Source organism: Adlercreutzia sp. DFI.6.23, assembly GCF_024462535.1.
GTDB lineage: Bacteria > Actinomycetota > Coriobacteriia > Coriobacteriales > Eggerthellaceae > Adlercreutzia > Adlercreutzia rubneri.
This window is the reverse complement of record NZ_JANGBP010000009.1, coordinates 37,191-52,152: the sequence shown is the minus strand read 5'-3', so window position 1 is coordinate 52,152 and position 14,962 is coordinate 37,191. Positions and strand designations below refer to the sequence as shown.

Sequence of the window (14,962 nt, the reverse complement as noted above, 5' to 3'; positions counted from 1 at the left end):
TCTCGAATTCATGTCGAATATGTCCTAATCTAACTGATATAATACCCCTATTAGGCAATCTATAGATTGGATAATCATGAGAGAACACGACATGTCCCAGCAAATTAAGGAGATCCGGAAGCACTACGGGCTCTCCCAACAGGCCTTTGCGCGGCTACTCGGCATCGGCGAGGCCAGCATCACTCGCTACGAGAAGGGTATCGCCCCCACCAAGGCCAACGCCAACCTCATTCGCGCCACCATGATTCCCGCGTTCATGGCCGGCTGCCTCGAGCGCGACGGCGACGCGCTTACCCCCAAGCAGCGCGCATCGGTCGAGAAGATCGTCTACGCGGAAGTGACCTTTGACGAGGGAGGAGACGTCATGGACACGACGGAAATCTACGAGATAACGTTGCAGCAGGAGGTGTTGAACGAATCCGCCTGGGACATCATGGCGCAGATCTCCAGAGCACGCGCCGAGGCAAAGCTCAAGGGAAATGACGAGCTAACGATAATCTACGACGACATCGAGCAACAGATCGCTCGCCTTGTGCCCGAAATTCTCTCGGACTCAGCGGCCAACCAACATGCTATCGATGAGATACGAGGGCAACTGAAAGGCTTTCAGCAATTTCTTTCGACCCAGCTCGCAAAGGCGGCCTAATCATGGGCGATGAAGACAAATACACCGAAAGAGAGTTCAGCGAAAAGTTCGAAGAGCTGCGCTGGAATCTCCTGAGCGCCTATCGCCCTACCCTTGAATCGCCACCTCAGGCTTTTTTGCTCGGGGGCCAGAGCGGGGCAGGGAAAACCACGCTCCACAAGATCATCCATCGCCGACTGGACGGCAATGGCATCAGCATCAACGGGGACGACTATCGAAAGTTCCACCCCCGTTTCTTGGAGCTTCAGCGCATCTACGGAGACGAGGCCGTTAACTATACTGCGCCATGGGCAGGACGCATGACCGAGGCGCTTATCGACTCGCTTTCGCGCATCGGGTACAACCTCGTCATCGAGAGCACGTTGCGCACGGCAGAGGTGCCCCTGAAAACGGCGGAGCTGCTGCGCCAGCGCGGTTACGGGGTGTCCCTCGCGCTCATGGCCGTAAAGCCGAAGATATCGCTCGTCAGCTGCCAGATACGCTACGAGGAGATGCGCGTGGCCGGCACCACGCCCCGAGCCACCGATCCGGCGCACCACAACAAGATCATCGACCAGATCGTCTCCAACCTCGGCGTCCTGGAAGCAAGCGGAATGTTCGACGAGATCGCCCTCTACGACCGAAGTCAAACGTGCTTGTTCCCTCGCGAAGGGGCCGGCGATAGCGCCGAGGAAGCTTTGCGCACCATCCTCTTCGGCCCCTGGACCTCTGAGGAGCGGCGCCACTACAACGAACTCAAGGCCAAGCTAGAACAGCTGCGCAGGAAGTAGGATACCACGGGATAGTCGCGCCCTGTCCCTCGATGCGAGAGCCAGGGCGCGGGTCAATCCCGTACAAGCACACACCTCCGAGCCATGGGAAGGAGGTGAAACCGATGAGGGAGTTTTTCACCTCAGTGCTTGCGGGCGTCGCGTCCGCAGTCGTCTGGGAAACGATCAGGTGGGTTTTCGCGTCCATAAGGGCGCAAAAAAAGCCCGCCGATCCTGACCAGGCCAAGCGGGCTTGACACCCTGCGGGGGACGGTTCGGTTCCGTCCCTCGTAGTTTCGCATTGTAGCATAGAGCGTATATCTTTTCAGTCTAAAGATGCACGATTCGTCATGAACGCTCTGTAGCCGACTCTTCTTCCCCAGTGTCGTCAACTGGCTCGGAATCGTCTATCGCCTCGAGCTCATCGGCCGGCTCGGGATCGCCGGGCTCTTCGGCGTCGTCGGCCTCCCCGCCCTCCGCGGCAAGGGCGGCGTCTTCGGCCAGAAGGCGGTTGAACTCCTCCACGTCGTACAGCTCGCCGGTGTCGCTCAGCTCGTCCACCACGAGAATCTCGTCAGCGTCGTCCGCATCGCCGGCAAAGTCCTCGCCCCAGCCGTCCGCAACGCCGTAGTCCTTCATGCCGAAGCGCGCACGACCGCAACTCACGAGGCGCGGCTCGACATCCTCCGCCTCGTCGTCATCCGTCGTCTCGGCGTTGTACCAGTGGTACTCCTCCACGGGCACCGCGGCCAACGCGGCCGCAGCGGCAGCACCAGGCGTGGCGCCCTTTTTGGTGCGCAGGGCATTGCGACGGCGCAGAGCGGCCTGAAGAGCGCTCTCTTCCACGACCTCACGCGCATCGCCATCGGCACCCTCCCCGCCTTCGACACTCTCGTTGTCAAGCAGGGGGTTGAACGTGGCCATCGAGGCAGCAGCCGCCTCCGCCTCGGCAGTGCGCTGCTTGCGGGACTCAGAAACCAAGCCCGCTACGGCGCCCGCAGCGGCAAGGCCGAGGACGCCCACGGACGCAGGACCGGCCGCCTTTACGGCATCGAGCCATTCCACCTCGCCGGTAGACGCCAGCGCCTCGTGCATGGAACCACCCACACCGTACTTCATCACCTGCACTACATGGTGACCACCCTGCTCGCTCACACCGAGCACTGAAGCGTTGGCCCAGCCGCGCTCGCGCAGCACCGCCGCCCGCTCGTTGGCCCGGGACACCACGGCATCGCGGTCGTCGAAGGCCAGAGCGTCCAGCGGGCAGGCGGCGACGCAGGCCGGCACGGAACCTTCGGCCACCTCGGCCCCGCACCCGTCGCACAGGCAGAGTTCGCCGCGCTCTCCCCGATGGCGGGGAGCGTCGGCGGGACACACCATAGCGCACAAGTGGCAGCCCACGCAGCGGGCCGCGTCCAGAGACACGAAACCCGTCTCGCCGCTCACCGCCAGCGCCCCGGTGGGGCACACTTCCGCGCAAGGCGCCTCGGCGCAGTGCACGCAGCCGGCGCGGGCCGCCTCCCACACGGTGCCGCCGTCGGCCAGCGTGCGCTCGAAGCGCGCCACGGCAAGCGGCGCCTCCTCGTCCAGCACGGCCGCCCGCCCGAACGCGCGCGCCGCCATATCCTCCGACGACGACGCAGGCCCGAGGCCGAAGCGGCCCTTGCAGGCAGCGACGCACGCCTGGCAGGCAGAGCACCGACTGCTGTCGAAAAGAATTGCCTTGACAGCCATGATGCTCCCCCTAAGCCTTCTCGATATCGACCAGGAAACCCTTGACATCGCGGGCCGCCCCCACGGGGCTTTCCGCCGCAGGGGCCAAAACGCCCCACATGGCCGCCGCGGCGTCCTCGCTGCCGAGGGCCATGCCGTTCAAGCACACATAGTGGCCCTCGTTGCCTTCGCATTGGAAGGGACGGATACGGTCGGTGACGAGCACCGGCGCCTCCGCGGATCCGCGCTCGTTGAACACGCGGGCCCACTTCCCCGTGGCCAGGCCGCGAATGCGAGCCAAACTCGCCGACATTTCCACGAAGCAGCCGGGCTCCGCGGCAGCCAGCGTCTCGCTCAGGGCGCGCCGAGCGCCGTCGCGGCCGTCCGAGCCGTTGATGACCGCCGCAATGGGATAGGCCGCGCGATCCGCCTGCATAGAGGAGTAGTCCGGCGCCAGCGCATCGGCCACGGCGGCATCCACCGCCCCGTCGTCGCCTGCGGCACCGGGTGCCTTCGCGGCGGCCGCCAGCAGCACCGGAGAGGCGTAAGCCCCGTTCAGGCGATTGTTCAACGGGGACTCCAACGGTTCGTAGTGCTCGGGCACAGGCCCGTCGCCCAACCGGTCGGACACCAAAAGCCCCACCTGTTCCCAGGTACCGGGGAAGGCCTGGTTGTCCGGCTCGAGCCATCGTCCGTCGCGCAGAATCGGGAAGTCGGGCGCATCGATGCAGGCCCAGCTCTCCCCCTCCCAAGTAAGGAGATTGCGCTCGCGCACCCAGGGCTGGCCCGCCAAGTTCGCGCTCGCCCGGTTGCCGCGCACCCGCACGTTGCCGGGCCACGTGAAGCCCCAGCCGGGGAAAAGCCCCAGACCGCTCTCGTCGGCACCGTCGCGACGTCCCACGGGTTGCTCGGCCGCATCAGCCGCACTGGCGCCGTTCGACCACAGCCCCGCCAGGAAAGCCGCGCCGCAGGCCGTCGAGCCGTCGGCGCGCAGCCCGTCGGCACCTTCCAAAAGCACCAGCTCGCCGCCGTCCCAGTCGCTGTCCTCGACGACATAGCCGTTCATCGCCCAGGCCACCTTCACCAGATCGATGCTGTCGGATGTCACGTAGTCCCACCGGGCCTTAAGGATCGGATCCGTCGCCGCACCGCCCTTGGTGTCGTACAGGTTGAACACGCGCTCCCACATATCGCCGATGATGGCAGCGTCCGTGCGGCTCTCGGCCGCCGGCTCAACCGCCGCCTCAGCATGCTGCAGAAGGCGGCCGCCGCTCGCCCGGATGCCGGCCTTCTCGAAGCCGAGGACGCTTGGCAGCTGGAACACCGTCGTCTGCTGCTGGGAAGGATCCTCCACCCGTTCCCAAAACGTAGCCGTGAGGTTCGGCGAGCCGTCGGTCACGACGAGCCACGCTAGGCGCCCCACGTCGTCGGCCGTAACGCCCGAAGACGCGCTCCCCACCAGATCGGCGCCCCACAGGAAACACCCCTGCAGCAAGCCTGTGCACAGCGCCTCGCTGAACGACGCACCGCCAGCCGGTGCCTTGGGCAGCCAATCGTAGCCGTAGTCGTTGTCGAAGGCCGCCTCCTCGCCCCACCACTCACGCAGGGCCGACACCAGGGCACGGGGCCGCAGTGAACCCGCGCCGGCCGGCTCGGTGTGGGCCTCGAGCCACGCCTGGAGCGTCGTCTCGCCCTCGGTGGGCCAGGGAAGATCGCCGCAGAACATGTCCGGCGAAAGCCCCATGGCATCGGCCAGCCCCTCATTCGCAGCGCCCCCCAGGTAGGAGATGCCGCCCCCGGGCACGCCGATGTTGCCGAGCAGCAGCTGCACCACAGCGGCCGCGCGCGCCGCCTGGGCCCCCGTGCCGTGCTGCACGAGACCGGGCCCGGCCAGCACCTTGCCCGCCCCCTCCACCGCGCCCGTGGCCGCGAAGGCCCCGTAGGCGCGCTCGAGCAGCGACCGCTCCACGCCGCAGACGGTGGCCACCGTGTCCAAGTCGTAGCGGGCGAGAAACTCCTGCAGGCGCACCCAGGCGCAAGCCGGGTCCTGCAGCGTGATATTGCGCTCGCAGCGCGGCTGGGACGGCACGGCCCAGGCAGGGACGCCCTCACCGCGCACCCAGGAGAACTCGCCGTCGAAGCGCATGTTCCACGTGTCGAAGCCGTCGGTCTGATAGCCCCAACTGGTCTTGTCGTAGGTGCCGGTCATGGGATCCCAGCCGAAGAAGGCGCCGCTTGACGCGTCGAAGGAGAAGGCGGGGTCCATGAGGTAGGAGGCGTTGGTGAAATTCAGCACGTACTCGGGCTGCCAGAGGGAATTGTCCATGGCGTATTTGGCCAGCCCCCCGAGAAACGCGATGTCGGTGCCGGGGCGGATGGGCACGTGGATGTCGGCCATCTCGGCCGAGGCCGAGCGCAGCGGATCCACGGCGATCCAAAGCGCGCCCGCATCCCGGGCACGCTCGATCCAGCGAAGGGAGAGCGGCTGGCTTGTGGCAACATCGGCACCCAGAGTGAGCAGGCAGCCCGTGTTCGCGATATCGCTCCAGAGCCCGTCGGGCTCGGCGATGCCGAGGGTCGCGGCGACACCGGCTGCGAAGGCACGCCGACCGAAAGCCGCTTCGGAGTCGATGTTCACCACGCCCCAGGATCGCAGCGCCTTGGCGAGCAGGAACTGCTCCTCAGCCACAAGGCGCGCGCCGCCGAAGCTGCCGATGGCCCGAGTGCACATGACCGGCACGCCGCGGGGACGCTTCCGGGCGCCGTAGTCGTTGTCGCCGTAGCCATCGTCGCCGTAGCCGCCGCGGTCGCTCCAGTCCCATTCGTCGAAGTCCGTCTCGCCCTGCGCCTCATCGTCGGCCTCCACGCCCTCGATGCTCTCTTCGAAGGTGGCGTCCCGCGTGTCCTTCACCAAGTTGGCGATCTCATCCAGTGCGCGATCCCAGGAGATGTCCTCCCATGCATCCGACCCGGCGCGACGCACCCGCGGCGAGGTCAAGCGCCCCGGACTGGCCGTCGTCGCGCCTTCGCTCGCGGCGTCGTTGCCGCCCGCGCCATTGCCACCATCGCCACCGGCGCCGTCCTCGGTCGCCCCTTCGGGCGCCTTCCACAAGTCGGTCAGCGCCTGAGCGCGCAGGCAGAGCCGCCCTTCAGAGAACGGATTCGCGCCGTCGCCGCGCACCGCCGCCACCCGCCCGTCCTCCACCTCGAGCACCAGTGTGCAGGCGCCCGGACACTCCTCGCAGACGACGACCGGCCCCGCAGGGGCCGCAGGCTCTTCGGCCGGCGCCTCGTCGGTGCCGGCGGGCTCTTCGGCGACCTCTTCGTCGGCCCAGGCTCGATTCGGATCCAAACCCCATGCCGCGCTTCCCGCCGCCACGGCTCCGGCGCCGGCCAGAAAGCCTCTCCGCGTCAATTTCATGGACGAACGTCTCCTTCGCACAGGCCCGCGTCCTGCTAGCGCAAGCCTATTCACACCCTGTCTCTTAGAACCTTCATTTTCACACAAGAGACCGTCGTGCGGACGCTCAAAAACCCCGAGCGCGCGCCGTAGGCGAGATGCCCACAAATTGTCCACGATTGCGGCGCTGATCTGCCCATTGATGAGGTTTATCCTCGTCTTTTCCCATTGGAAACATTCGCCCCCTAACCTAAGCGCATCAGAGAACCGCACCATGAAGGAGGCCCCATGGCCCGCATCAATCGCAACTACGAGAAGCTGCCCGGCAGCTACCTGTTCTCGGAAATCGCCCGGCGCACCGCCGCCTACCAGGAAGCGAACCCCGACGCGCGCCTCATCAAGATGGGCATCGGCGACGTCACCCGCCCGCTCGCCCCGGCCGTCGTCGCCGCCATGCACGCCGCCGTAGACGACCTCGCCGCCGCCGAGACCTTCCACGGCTACGGCCCCGAGCAGGGCTACGCCTTTTTGCGCGACGCCATCGCCGAGCACGACTTCGCCGCCCGCAACATCGCCATCGACCCCGACGAGATCTTCATCTCGGACGGCGCCAAAAGCGACTGCGGCAACATCGGCGACATCTTCGCCGAGGACAACGTCGTGGCCGTGTGCGACCCGGTCTACCCCGTTTACGTGGACACCAACGCCATGGCCGGCCGCGCCGGCGACTACGACACGGACACCGAGCGCTGGACGAACATCGTCTACATGCCCACTACCGCCGAGAACGACTTCACGCCAGCCCTGCCCGACGCGCCCGTCGACCTCATCTACCTCTGCTCGCCGAACAACCCCACGGGCACGGTGCTTTCCCGCGAGGCCCTGCAAAGATGGGTCGATTACGCCAACGCCACGGATGCCGTCATCCTCTTCGACGCCGCCTACGAGCGCTTCATCGCCGACCCCGCCATCCCCCACTCCATCTACGAAATTCCCGGCGCGAAGACGTGCGCCATCGAGTTCCGCAGCTTCTCGAAGACCGCCGGCTTCACCGGGGCCCGCTGCGGCTACACCGTGGTGCCGCGTGACCTGGTACGCGAGGGGCAGAGCTTAAACGCCATGTGGAACCGCCGCCAGACCACCAAGTTCAACGGCGCCTCCTACGTCATCCAGCGGGGCGCGGCGGCCATCTACACTCCGGAGGGGGCGGCCCAGGTGGACGAGACGATCGACTTCTACCGCGCCAACGCCCGCACGATAAAGGAGGGCCTGGCGGCGGCCGGCCTTGAGGTGTACGGCGCCGACAGCAGCCCGTACGTGTGGTGCCGCACCCCTAACGGCACCGGCTCCTGGGACTTTTTCAACCGCCTTCTGGAAGAGGCCAACGTCATCACCACCCCCGGCGCCGGGTTCGGGCCGGCCGGCGAGGGCTACATCCGCCTGACCGCCTTCGGCGACGCGGACGACACGCGCGAGGCCGTCGAGCGCATCAAGCGGATGCTCGATGCCGAGAGTCGCGACTAGCCGAAGCGCACCACGGAACCGGCGCTCAGTCGAGCCCGCGCGCCGTTTGCTGACGCTTGTCAACAAACGCTCCACAATTGATCGCCGATGACGCGACTCAACAATTCGCCGCTATACTGGTCACCATCGCATTGACCGCATCGATTCAAGGAGAGACACCATGAACACCAACCATGCGAAGGCCATCAAGGGCATGAGCATTGCCAATATCGTGCTCGCAGCCCTCGGCATTTTCGGCATGCTCATCGCTTGGGCAGGCCTCGGCGTCGGCGGCGCCGCCATTTCCGGCTCCGGCTACGACTACTTCTACACCGACGACGGCCTCTATTTCACCACCGATGACGTGTCAGTGCTGCTCGGCATGCTGGGCTTCCTCGTCTTCCTCGTGATCGTCTGCGCCGTGCTCATTCTCATCGCCGGCATCCTCGGCGTGCGCGGCGCGGCCAAGCCCGACAAACTGCGCGGCATCATGATCTGGAACATCGTCGCCGCCGTGGTGAGCCTTCTCTCCTGCTGCTGGGTGTCGCTCGTGCTCTGCATCATCGTGGCCGTGTTCGCCAACAAGGATCGCGCCCTGTACGCCGCCGCGCCGGCGCCCGCGGCTCCCTACGGCTACGCGCCGGCCGCTGCGCCTGTCGCACCGGTAGCCCCGCAGCAGCCCGTGCAGCCCGCAGCCGCTGCGCCCCAGCAGCCTGCCGCTCCGGCCGCCGCTGTTCCCGTGGCCGCTGCCGTGGCCGCCGAGGCCGTTGCCGGCGCAGTGATGCCCGCCACGGCCGCTACGGCCCCTGCGGCAGAAGTCGTCGCCACCGAACAGGTCGTCGCGGCCGAGCCCGCAGCAGACGAACCCGTAGCTGCCGTCGCGGAGGAGACGGTCGCCGAGCCCGTCCCCGCCGCCGTGGTGGAAACGGTCGAGGAGGACACCTTCGCCCCGGCCGAGACTCCCGAGGAAGCCGCCGAGGCCGCAGCCGAGCCGGCCATCGTCCTGCCTGACAACTACATCGAAGACGCCCAGGCCGGCGTAGCCGTCGTCGAGGAGATCTCCTCCGACGCCGACACCGCAGCCGCCGACACTGCGACCGACGACGCCGACAACGACAAGCCCACCGCCTAACTTCGACTCGCGGGCAAGCCACATCGCTGCCGCCATCACCCGCCACGAAGGCCCTCCCACTCTATAGCCGGAGGGCCTTCTCTTTCTTGGAACGATCTTCTCTCTTTTTTTCTCTCTCTTTCTTTCTCTTTCTCTTTCCCTTTCTCTTTCCCTTTCTCTTTCCCTTTCTCTTTCCCTTTCTCTTTCCCTTTCTCTTTCCCTTTCTTTCTCGAACCGATCTCCTCTTGCCCCAAATCGGCGCATATACCCCATCCACCCGCAGAGCACCGTTCGCTAACCCGTAGCACGAGAGGGGTTTTTGCCAGGCCACCGCAGCCTTCCCGACAAAAAGCCCCCTCTGGCTGCGGGTCGAAACTCAAAAAGGGGCAAAAACCCGTAGCCAGACGTGGGTTTTTGCCAAAGCAGCATAGCCCGAGGGCCCAAAATGTCGCAAACGGGAAACGGCGATGGCAGAAAACCGTCTCAGGCTACGGATGGGTGCGCAACCGCAGGCGGTCAACGCCGTCTGCTTGCCTTCCCATCTTCTCTGCCAAAGCGCCCGCAATCGGCGGCGGCGAGCAGGATAGTTACCGAACTGCTTCGGAAAGGCTACGGGGCGGGGACTTGCCCACCTGGAGAGAGACCTATAATCGACCCATGAGACAACGCGCGCCCGCGCCAACGGCACCAGTGGCGGCGTCAACAGCCGCGCCGGTGGCGGCACCAGCGGCGGCATCGGCGCCAGCGCAGCAGCCACAACAACGGCCGCACCAGTAGCAACGGCGCCCATAATACAGCGAGGCGCGCCGACCCAAGAGGCACAAGCGCAAACCATCAGGGGTGAGAGTCATGAACCGCGAGAGGGAAATCGTCAAGGCGAGCATCTACGGCATTATCGGCAATGCGCTGCTCGTCGCCTTCAAGATGGCCGTCGGGTTCATGTCCCATTCCATCGCCATCATCTTGGACGGCGTCAACAACGCCACCGACGCCTTGTCCTCCATCGTCACCATCGTGGGCACCAAGCTCGCCGGGCGCCGGCCCGACCGCCACCACCCCTTCGGCTACGGTCGCGTGGAATACCTCACCAGTGTCGTCATCGCCATCATTATCCTGGTGGCCGGCTTCATCTCCCTGCGCGAGTCCATCGACAAGATCATCCACCCCGGCACCCCCAGCTACTCGGCCATCACCATCACCGTCATCGTGGTGGCCATCCTCGCGAAGATCGCCATCGGCATCATGTTCAAGCGCTTCGGCGACAAAACGAACTCCGAGGCCCTCATCGCCTCGGGCATCGATTCCAACTATGACGCAGTGCTGTCGGCCGGCACGCTGGTGGTAGCGGCGGCCCAGAACTTCTGGAACCTGAACATCGACGGCGCCGTGGGCCTCATCATCTCGCTCGTGGTGCTGAAAGCCGGCTTCGAGGTGCTCGGCGACGCGCTCTCCCCGCTCATCGGCGGCCCCGAGGACAAAAAGCTCGTCGACGACATCACTGCCTACGCCAACAGTTTCCCCGACGTGCGCGGCACCTACGACGTGGTGCTGGACAACTTCGGCCCCAACGAGATTTTGGGCTCGGTGCACATCGAAGTGCCCGACGATATGTGCGCCCGCGACATCCACGCCCTCACCCGCCAGATCAGCGAAGGGCTCGCCGAGAAGTTCGGCATCCTCGCCACCGTGGGCATCTACGCCGCCAACACGACCGGTGCGTTCGCCCCTCTGCATGCCGACCTCGATGCCCTCGCGAAAAGCGACCCGGCGATCCTGCAGATGCACGGCTTCTACGTGGACGAGAAAACCTCGACCATCTACTTCGATTTGGTCATAGGCTTTAAGGCCGACGACGACGCCATCCGCGACAAAATAATCGCCCATCTGAAGGAAAAATATCCCGATTACACCTACAATGTCGTCATCGACCACGATTACGAAGACGATCAGCCAACGTAGGCGATCATGGGGAAAGGGGCGCACGATGGCGGGCGAGAGCCAGAAACTGAAGCTGCTCAACCTCGCCAAGATGCTCTACGAGCGCACCGACGAGAACCACGGCCTCACCTGCCCCGAAATCATCGCGGGTTTGGCCGAGGCGGGCATCGAGGCCGAGCGCAAATCGGTGTACCGCGACTTGGACGCCCTTCGCGACTTCGGCCTCGACATCGCGAAGCTTCCCACGTACCCGGTCAGCTACGCCCTCGTCTCGCGCACCTTCACCGCCGCCGAGCTCATGCTGCTCACCGACGCCGTGCAGTCCTCGCGCTTTCTCACGGTTCGCATGGCCCATCGCCTCACCGAAGGCCTGGCGTCTCTGGGCTCCTGCCACCAGGCCGCCGCGCTTTCCAAGAACGTGCACGTGGAAGGCCGCATCAAGATGCAGAACGAATCGGTGTTCCACCACGTGGACACGCTGCACGAGGCCATCCGCCGCCACCGGCAGGTGGCCTTCCGCTACGTGAAGCACGACGTGAACAAGCGCCCACAGCCCCAAGGGGGCGGCCGCATCTACTGCGAGACGCCGGTGTGCCTCATTTACTCCGAGGGCTGCTACTACCTCATCGCCTACAACGAGAAGCACGACTCCTTCCCCAGTTACCGCGTCGATCGCATGCAGGGGCTGCGCATCACCGACGAGGCGGCCGTGCGCAACGAGCGCATCGCCACCTTCGATGCGGCGGCCTACACTTCTCGCACGTTCTCCATGTTCGGCGGCGAGACGACGCCGGCGACGCTGCTGGTGGAGGAATCGGTCATGAGCGCCATTATCGACCGCTTCGGCAAGGACGTGGAAAGCGCGCCGGTGGATGCGACCCATGCCCGCGTGCACGTCACCGTGGCCGCCAGCCCCGTGTTCTTCGGCTGGCTCGCCCAGTTCGGCACCGCCGTGCGCCTAGAGGCCCCCAGTGCCCTGAGCCGCCAGTACGCCGACTACCTAAGAGGCATCGCCGACAGCTACTAGAATCGTCTAATGCACGACCTTCTCGATGAGGGACTGAAGGCGGTGAACGTCAAGCGGCTTGGGAAGGTGCGCGTCCATGCCGCTTTCCAGGGAGCGCTTGCGATCCTCGGAAAACGCGTTGGCGCTCACGGCGATGATGGGCAGCGATGCGCGCAGCGGGTCGGGCAGCGCGCGAATGGCGCGGGTGGCGGCATAGCCGTCCATGACCGGCATCTGAATGTCCATGAGCACCAAGTCGTAGGCGCACGCATCGGCCTCCTCGATCATCCCCACGGCCACCTCGCCGTTTTCCGCCGTGTCCACCGCATAGCCCGCGTCGTCCAGAAGACAGCAGGCGATCTCGCGGTTGAGCTCGTTGTCCTCCACGAGCAGAATGCGGTGCACCGGGCCCCGCCCGCGGCTCGGACGCGGCGCTTCGGCGGCCACGTCGGCCGGAGCCTGGCGGAAGGTGATGTCCACCGTGAAAGTGGAGCCCTCCCCCGGCGCGCTTTCCACAGCAAGCTCGCCTTCCATAAGATCGAGCACGTTGCGCACGATGGTGAGCCCGAGTCCCGTGCCCTGAACGCCCGAAGCCGTGGTGTTGCTCTCCCGTTCGAAGGGCATGAACATGCGCTCCATGAACGCGGGCTCCATCCCTACGCCCTTATCGGCCACGACGAAGCGGAAGCTGGCGAAGCCCTGGGGCGCGCCGGCGTTCTCGGCCACGCTGATGCGCACGGTGCTGCCAGCCGGCGAGTACTTGATGGCGTTGTCCACCAGCTGGGTGAGCACGTGGGACAGGCGCACGGCATCCACGAGCACGCGATCGTGGGCCAGAGGCTCAATGTCGCAGGCCAGGGTGACGTCGGCGCGGTCCGCCAGATCCACCATGTCCATGCGCGCCTGCAGAACCAGCTCGGAAAGCGAGCATTCCGCCTCGGCCAGCTGCACATGGCCCGCCTCCATGCGGCTGATCTCCAGCGTCTCGTTCACCACGTCGAGCAGCTGCTCGGAAGCGGCCAGAACTTTGTCGCTGTAGGCGCGCACCCGCTCGGCCTCGCCGCCATGGGCCGAGATGAGCGACGCGTAGCCCACCACGGCGTTCAGCGGCGTGCGGATGTCGTGGGACATGTTCGAGAGGAACGTGTTTTTCGCCACGTTGGCGGCCTCGGCCTCGGAAAGGGCGTTGCGCAGCATGGTACGGTGCTCGAGTTCGCGGGCATAGGCCTCGCGCAGCTGGGCGTTCACCGCCTCCAGCTCGTCGGCCCGCTCGCGCAGCTTGTCCGTGGCGTCGTTGATGAACACGTAGAAGAACTCGCCCGCGTCCAACGTGACGTGGTGGCCGTAGTCCTCTATCCAACGCACCGAGCCGTCGCGGCGGATGATGCGGTACTCCACGTAGTCCATGGAGTACCGGTCGGCCTGAATCTGACGGCTGATGGAGTGCTCCACGGCCTCGATGTCCTCGGGGTGCACCATGCCGGGGAAGGCGCCGCCCGTCAGCGCGACGAACTGCTCCTCGTCAGCGCAGCCGAAGATGCGCAGGCAGGCCTCGTTGACGTAGACCACCGCCTCGTCGCCATCGGCATGGTAGACGAAAAAGCCGCCTGGCATATGAGCGAGAACGTCGCCGATGTCGAGCTGGGCTAAAGCGGGAAATATGGAGGGCGCCGAGGTTGCCATGTGCTGCTTTCTTCTGTCGGCCGAAAAGGTGCTTTCCGTATGCTACCACGGCCGTTGCCCAGCGCCCCCGAAGCTGTCGATGAGCCCACGAATTTGTAACGAAAGAGAAACGTGGAAGGCTTACGAGAAATCGAACATGGCGGTGGAAAGGTAGCGCTCGCCCGTGTCGGGCAGGATGACGACGATGTTCTTGCCCACGTTTTCGGGTCGGCGCGCCAACTTCGCCGCCGCCGCCACGGCCGCGCCCGAGGAGATGCCCACGAGCAGTCCGTCATGGGCAGCCAGCTCGCGCCCGGCCTCGAAGGCCTCCTCGTCTTCGATGGCGATGACCTCGTCGTAGATAGCGGTGTCCAGCGTCTCGGGCACGAACCCGGCGCCGATGCCCTGAATCTTGTGGGCGCCGGCGCGGCCCTCGGAGAGCACGGGGGATCCGGCCGGTTCCACGGCCACCACCTGGATGGCCGGGTTCTGCGCCTTCAGATAGGCCCCGGTGCCCGAAAGCGTGCCGCCGGTGCCCACGCCGGCCACGAGGATGTCCACCGCGCCATCGGTGTCCTCCCAGATCTCCGGGCCGGTGGTGCGCTCGTGCACGGCCGGATTCGCCGGGTTGGAGAACTGCGAGGGAATGAACGAGCTCGGAATCTCCGCCGCCAGCCGCTCGGCCTCCTCGATGGCGCCCTTCATGCCCTTGGCGCCTTCGGTGAGCACCAGTTCCGCCCCAAAGGCGCGCATGAGGTTGCGCCGCTCCACGGACATGGTCTCGGGCATGACGATGATGATGCGGTTGCCCCGCACGGCGGCGATGGCCGAAAGGCCGATGCCGGTGTTGCCGGAGGTGGGCTCGATGATGACCGTCTCGTCGTCGAGGACCCCGGCCTCCACGGCGGCGTCGATCATCGATTGGGCGGCGCGGTCCTTCACCGAGCCGGTGGGGTTGAACGACTCCACCTTCCCGATGAGCGTGGCGGGCAGCTCGTGGGCGCGCTCGTAGTTGGTCAGCTCCACCAACGGCGTATGCCCGATCAGCTCGGTGACGTTCTTGTGGATGGTCATGGCAGGTCCTTTCTGGTTGAAACGCACCGCGGGGCGGGAGCGCGGGGAATTCTGATTCGCTCAGACAGTCCTCGCTGGTATCGAAGGCGCAGCGGGCATTACGCCTCCCCGCATCACCGCGCCTTCAATACCATCTGCGGAACTCGCTCGGTCAGAACAC

Annotated in this window: 11 protein-coding genes; 6 read left to right on the top strand and 5 right to left on the bottom strand. The window is 65.7% G+C overall.

Annotated features, from left to right (window positions below; genetic code table 11):
• Nucleotides 1-76: 76 nt before the first annotated feature.
• A complete protein-coding gene (locus tag NE591_RS09380; protein WP_114548686.1) occupies nt 77-646 on the top strand; it encodes a helix-turn-helix domain-containing protein in 570 nt (189 codons plus the stop codon).
• Between the two features lie 2 nt (nt 647-648).
• On the top strand, nt 649-1,416 hold the full coding sequence (locus NE591_RS09375) for a zeta toxin family protein (protein ID WP_114548685.1): 768 nt from the start codon (nt 649-651) through the stop codon (nt 1,414-1,416).
• A 327-nt stretch (nt 1,417-1,743) separates the two neighbouring features.
• On the opposite strand, the gene NE591_RS09370 is transcribed toward NE591_RS09375, so the two are convergent.
• Both NE591_RS09370 and NE591_RS09365 read right to left on the bottom strand, forming a co-directional pair.
• Entirely contained in the window at nt 1,744-3,129 is a 1,386-nt protein-coding gene (locus tag NE591_RS09370) for a 4Fe-4S dicluster domain-containing protein (protein ID WP_173114120.1), read from the bottom strand.
• Between the two features lie 10 nt (nt 3,130-3,139).
• Entirely contained in the window at nt 3,140-6,529 is a 3,390-nt protein-coding gene (locus tag NE591_RS09365) for a molybdopterin-dependent oxidoreductase (protein ID WP_227070529.1), read from the bottom strand.
• A gap of 267 nt (nt 6,530-6,796) precedes the next feature.
• Here NE591_RS09365 and NE591_RS09360 point away from each other — a divergent pair, with 267 nt between their 5' ends.
• Nucleotides 6,797-8,032 carry an LL-diaminopimelate aminotransferase gene (locus NE591_RS09360; RefSeq protein WP_256156623.1) on the top strand — a complete coding sequence of 412 codons (1,236 nt, stop codon included), beginning with the start codon at nt 6,797-6,799 and terminating at the stop codon, nt 8,030-8,032.
• Between the two features lie 160 nt (nt 8,033-8,192).
• Nucleotides 8,193-9,143, top strand: coding sequence for a hypothetical protein (locus NE591_RS09355; protein WP_114548680.1), 951 nt, complete (start codon nt 8,193-8,195; stop codon nt 9,141-9,143).
• Between the two features lie 35 nt (nt 9,144-9,178).
• Here the strand turns inward: NE591_RS09355 and NE591_RS09350 are convergent, their stop codons facing one another.
• Nucleotides 9,179-9,376 carry a hypothetical protein gene (locus tag NE591_RS09350; RefSeq protein ID WP_256156622.1) on the bottom strand — a complete coding sequence of 66 codons (198 nt, stop codon included), beginning with the start codon at nt 9,374-9,376 and terminating at the stop codon, nt 9,179-9,181.
• A gap of 595 nt (nt 9,377-9,971) precedes the next feature.
• On the opposite strand from NE591_RS09350, the gene NE591_RS09345 reads away from it, so the two are divergent.
• Both NE591_RS09345 and NE591_RS09340 read left to right on the top strand, forming a co-directional pair.
• Nucleotides 9,972-11,081, top strand: coding sequence for a cation diffusion facilitator family transporter (locus tag NE591_RS09345; RefSeq protein ID WP_117284657.1), 1,110 nt, complete (start codon nt 9,972-9,974; stop codon nt 11,079-11,081).
• Between the two features lie 25 nt (nt 11,082-11,106).
• A complete protein-coding gene (locus NE591_RS09340; RefSeq protein WP_256156621.1) occupies nt 11,107-12,087 on the top strand; it encodes a YafY family protein in 981 nt (326 codons plus the stop codon).
• Between the two features lie 6 nt (nt 12,088-12,093).
• Here the strand turns inward: NE591_RS09340 and NE591_RS09335 are convergent, their stop codons facing one another.
• On the bottom strand, nt 12,094-13,749 hold the full coding sequence (locus tag NE591_RS09335; RefSeq protein WP_256156620.1) for a PAS domain-containing hybrid sensor histidine kinase/response regulator: 1,656 nt from the start codon (nt 13,747-13,749) through the stop codon (nt 12,094-12,096).
• Nucleotides 13,750-13,869: 120 nt separating this feature from the next.
• Nucleotides 13,870-14,802: a cysteine synthase A gene (gene cysK, locus NE591_RS09330; protein WP_114539305.1), complete on the bottom strand. Its 933-nt coding sequence runs from the start codon at nt 14,800-14,802 to the stop codon at nt 13,870-13,872.
• Nucleotides 14,803-14,962 lie beyond the last annotated feature (160 nt).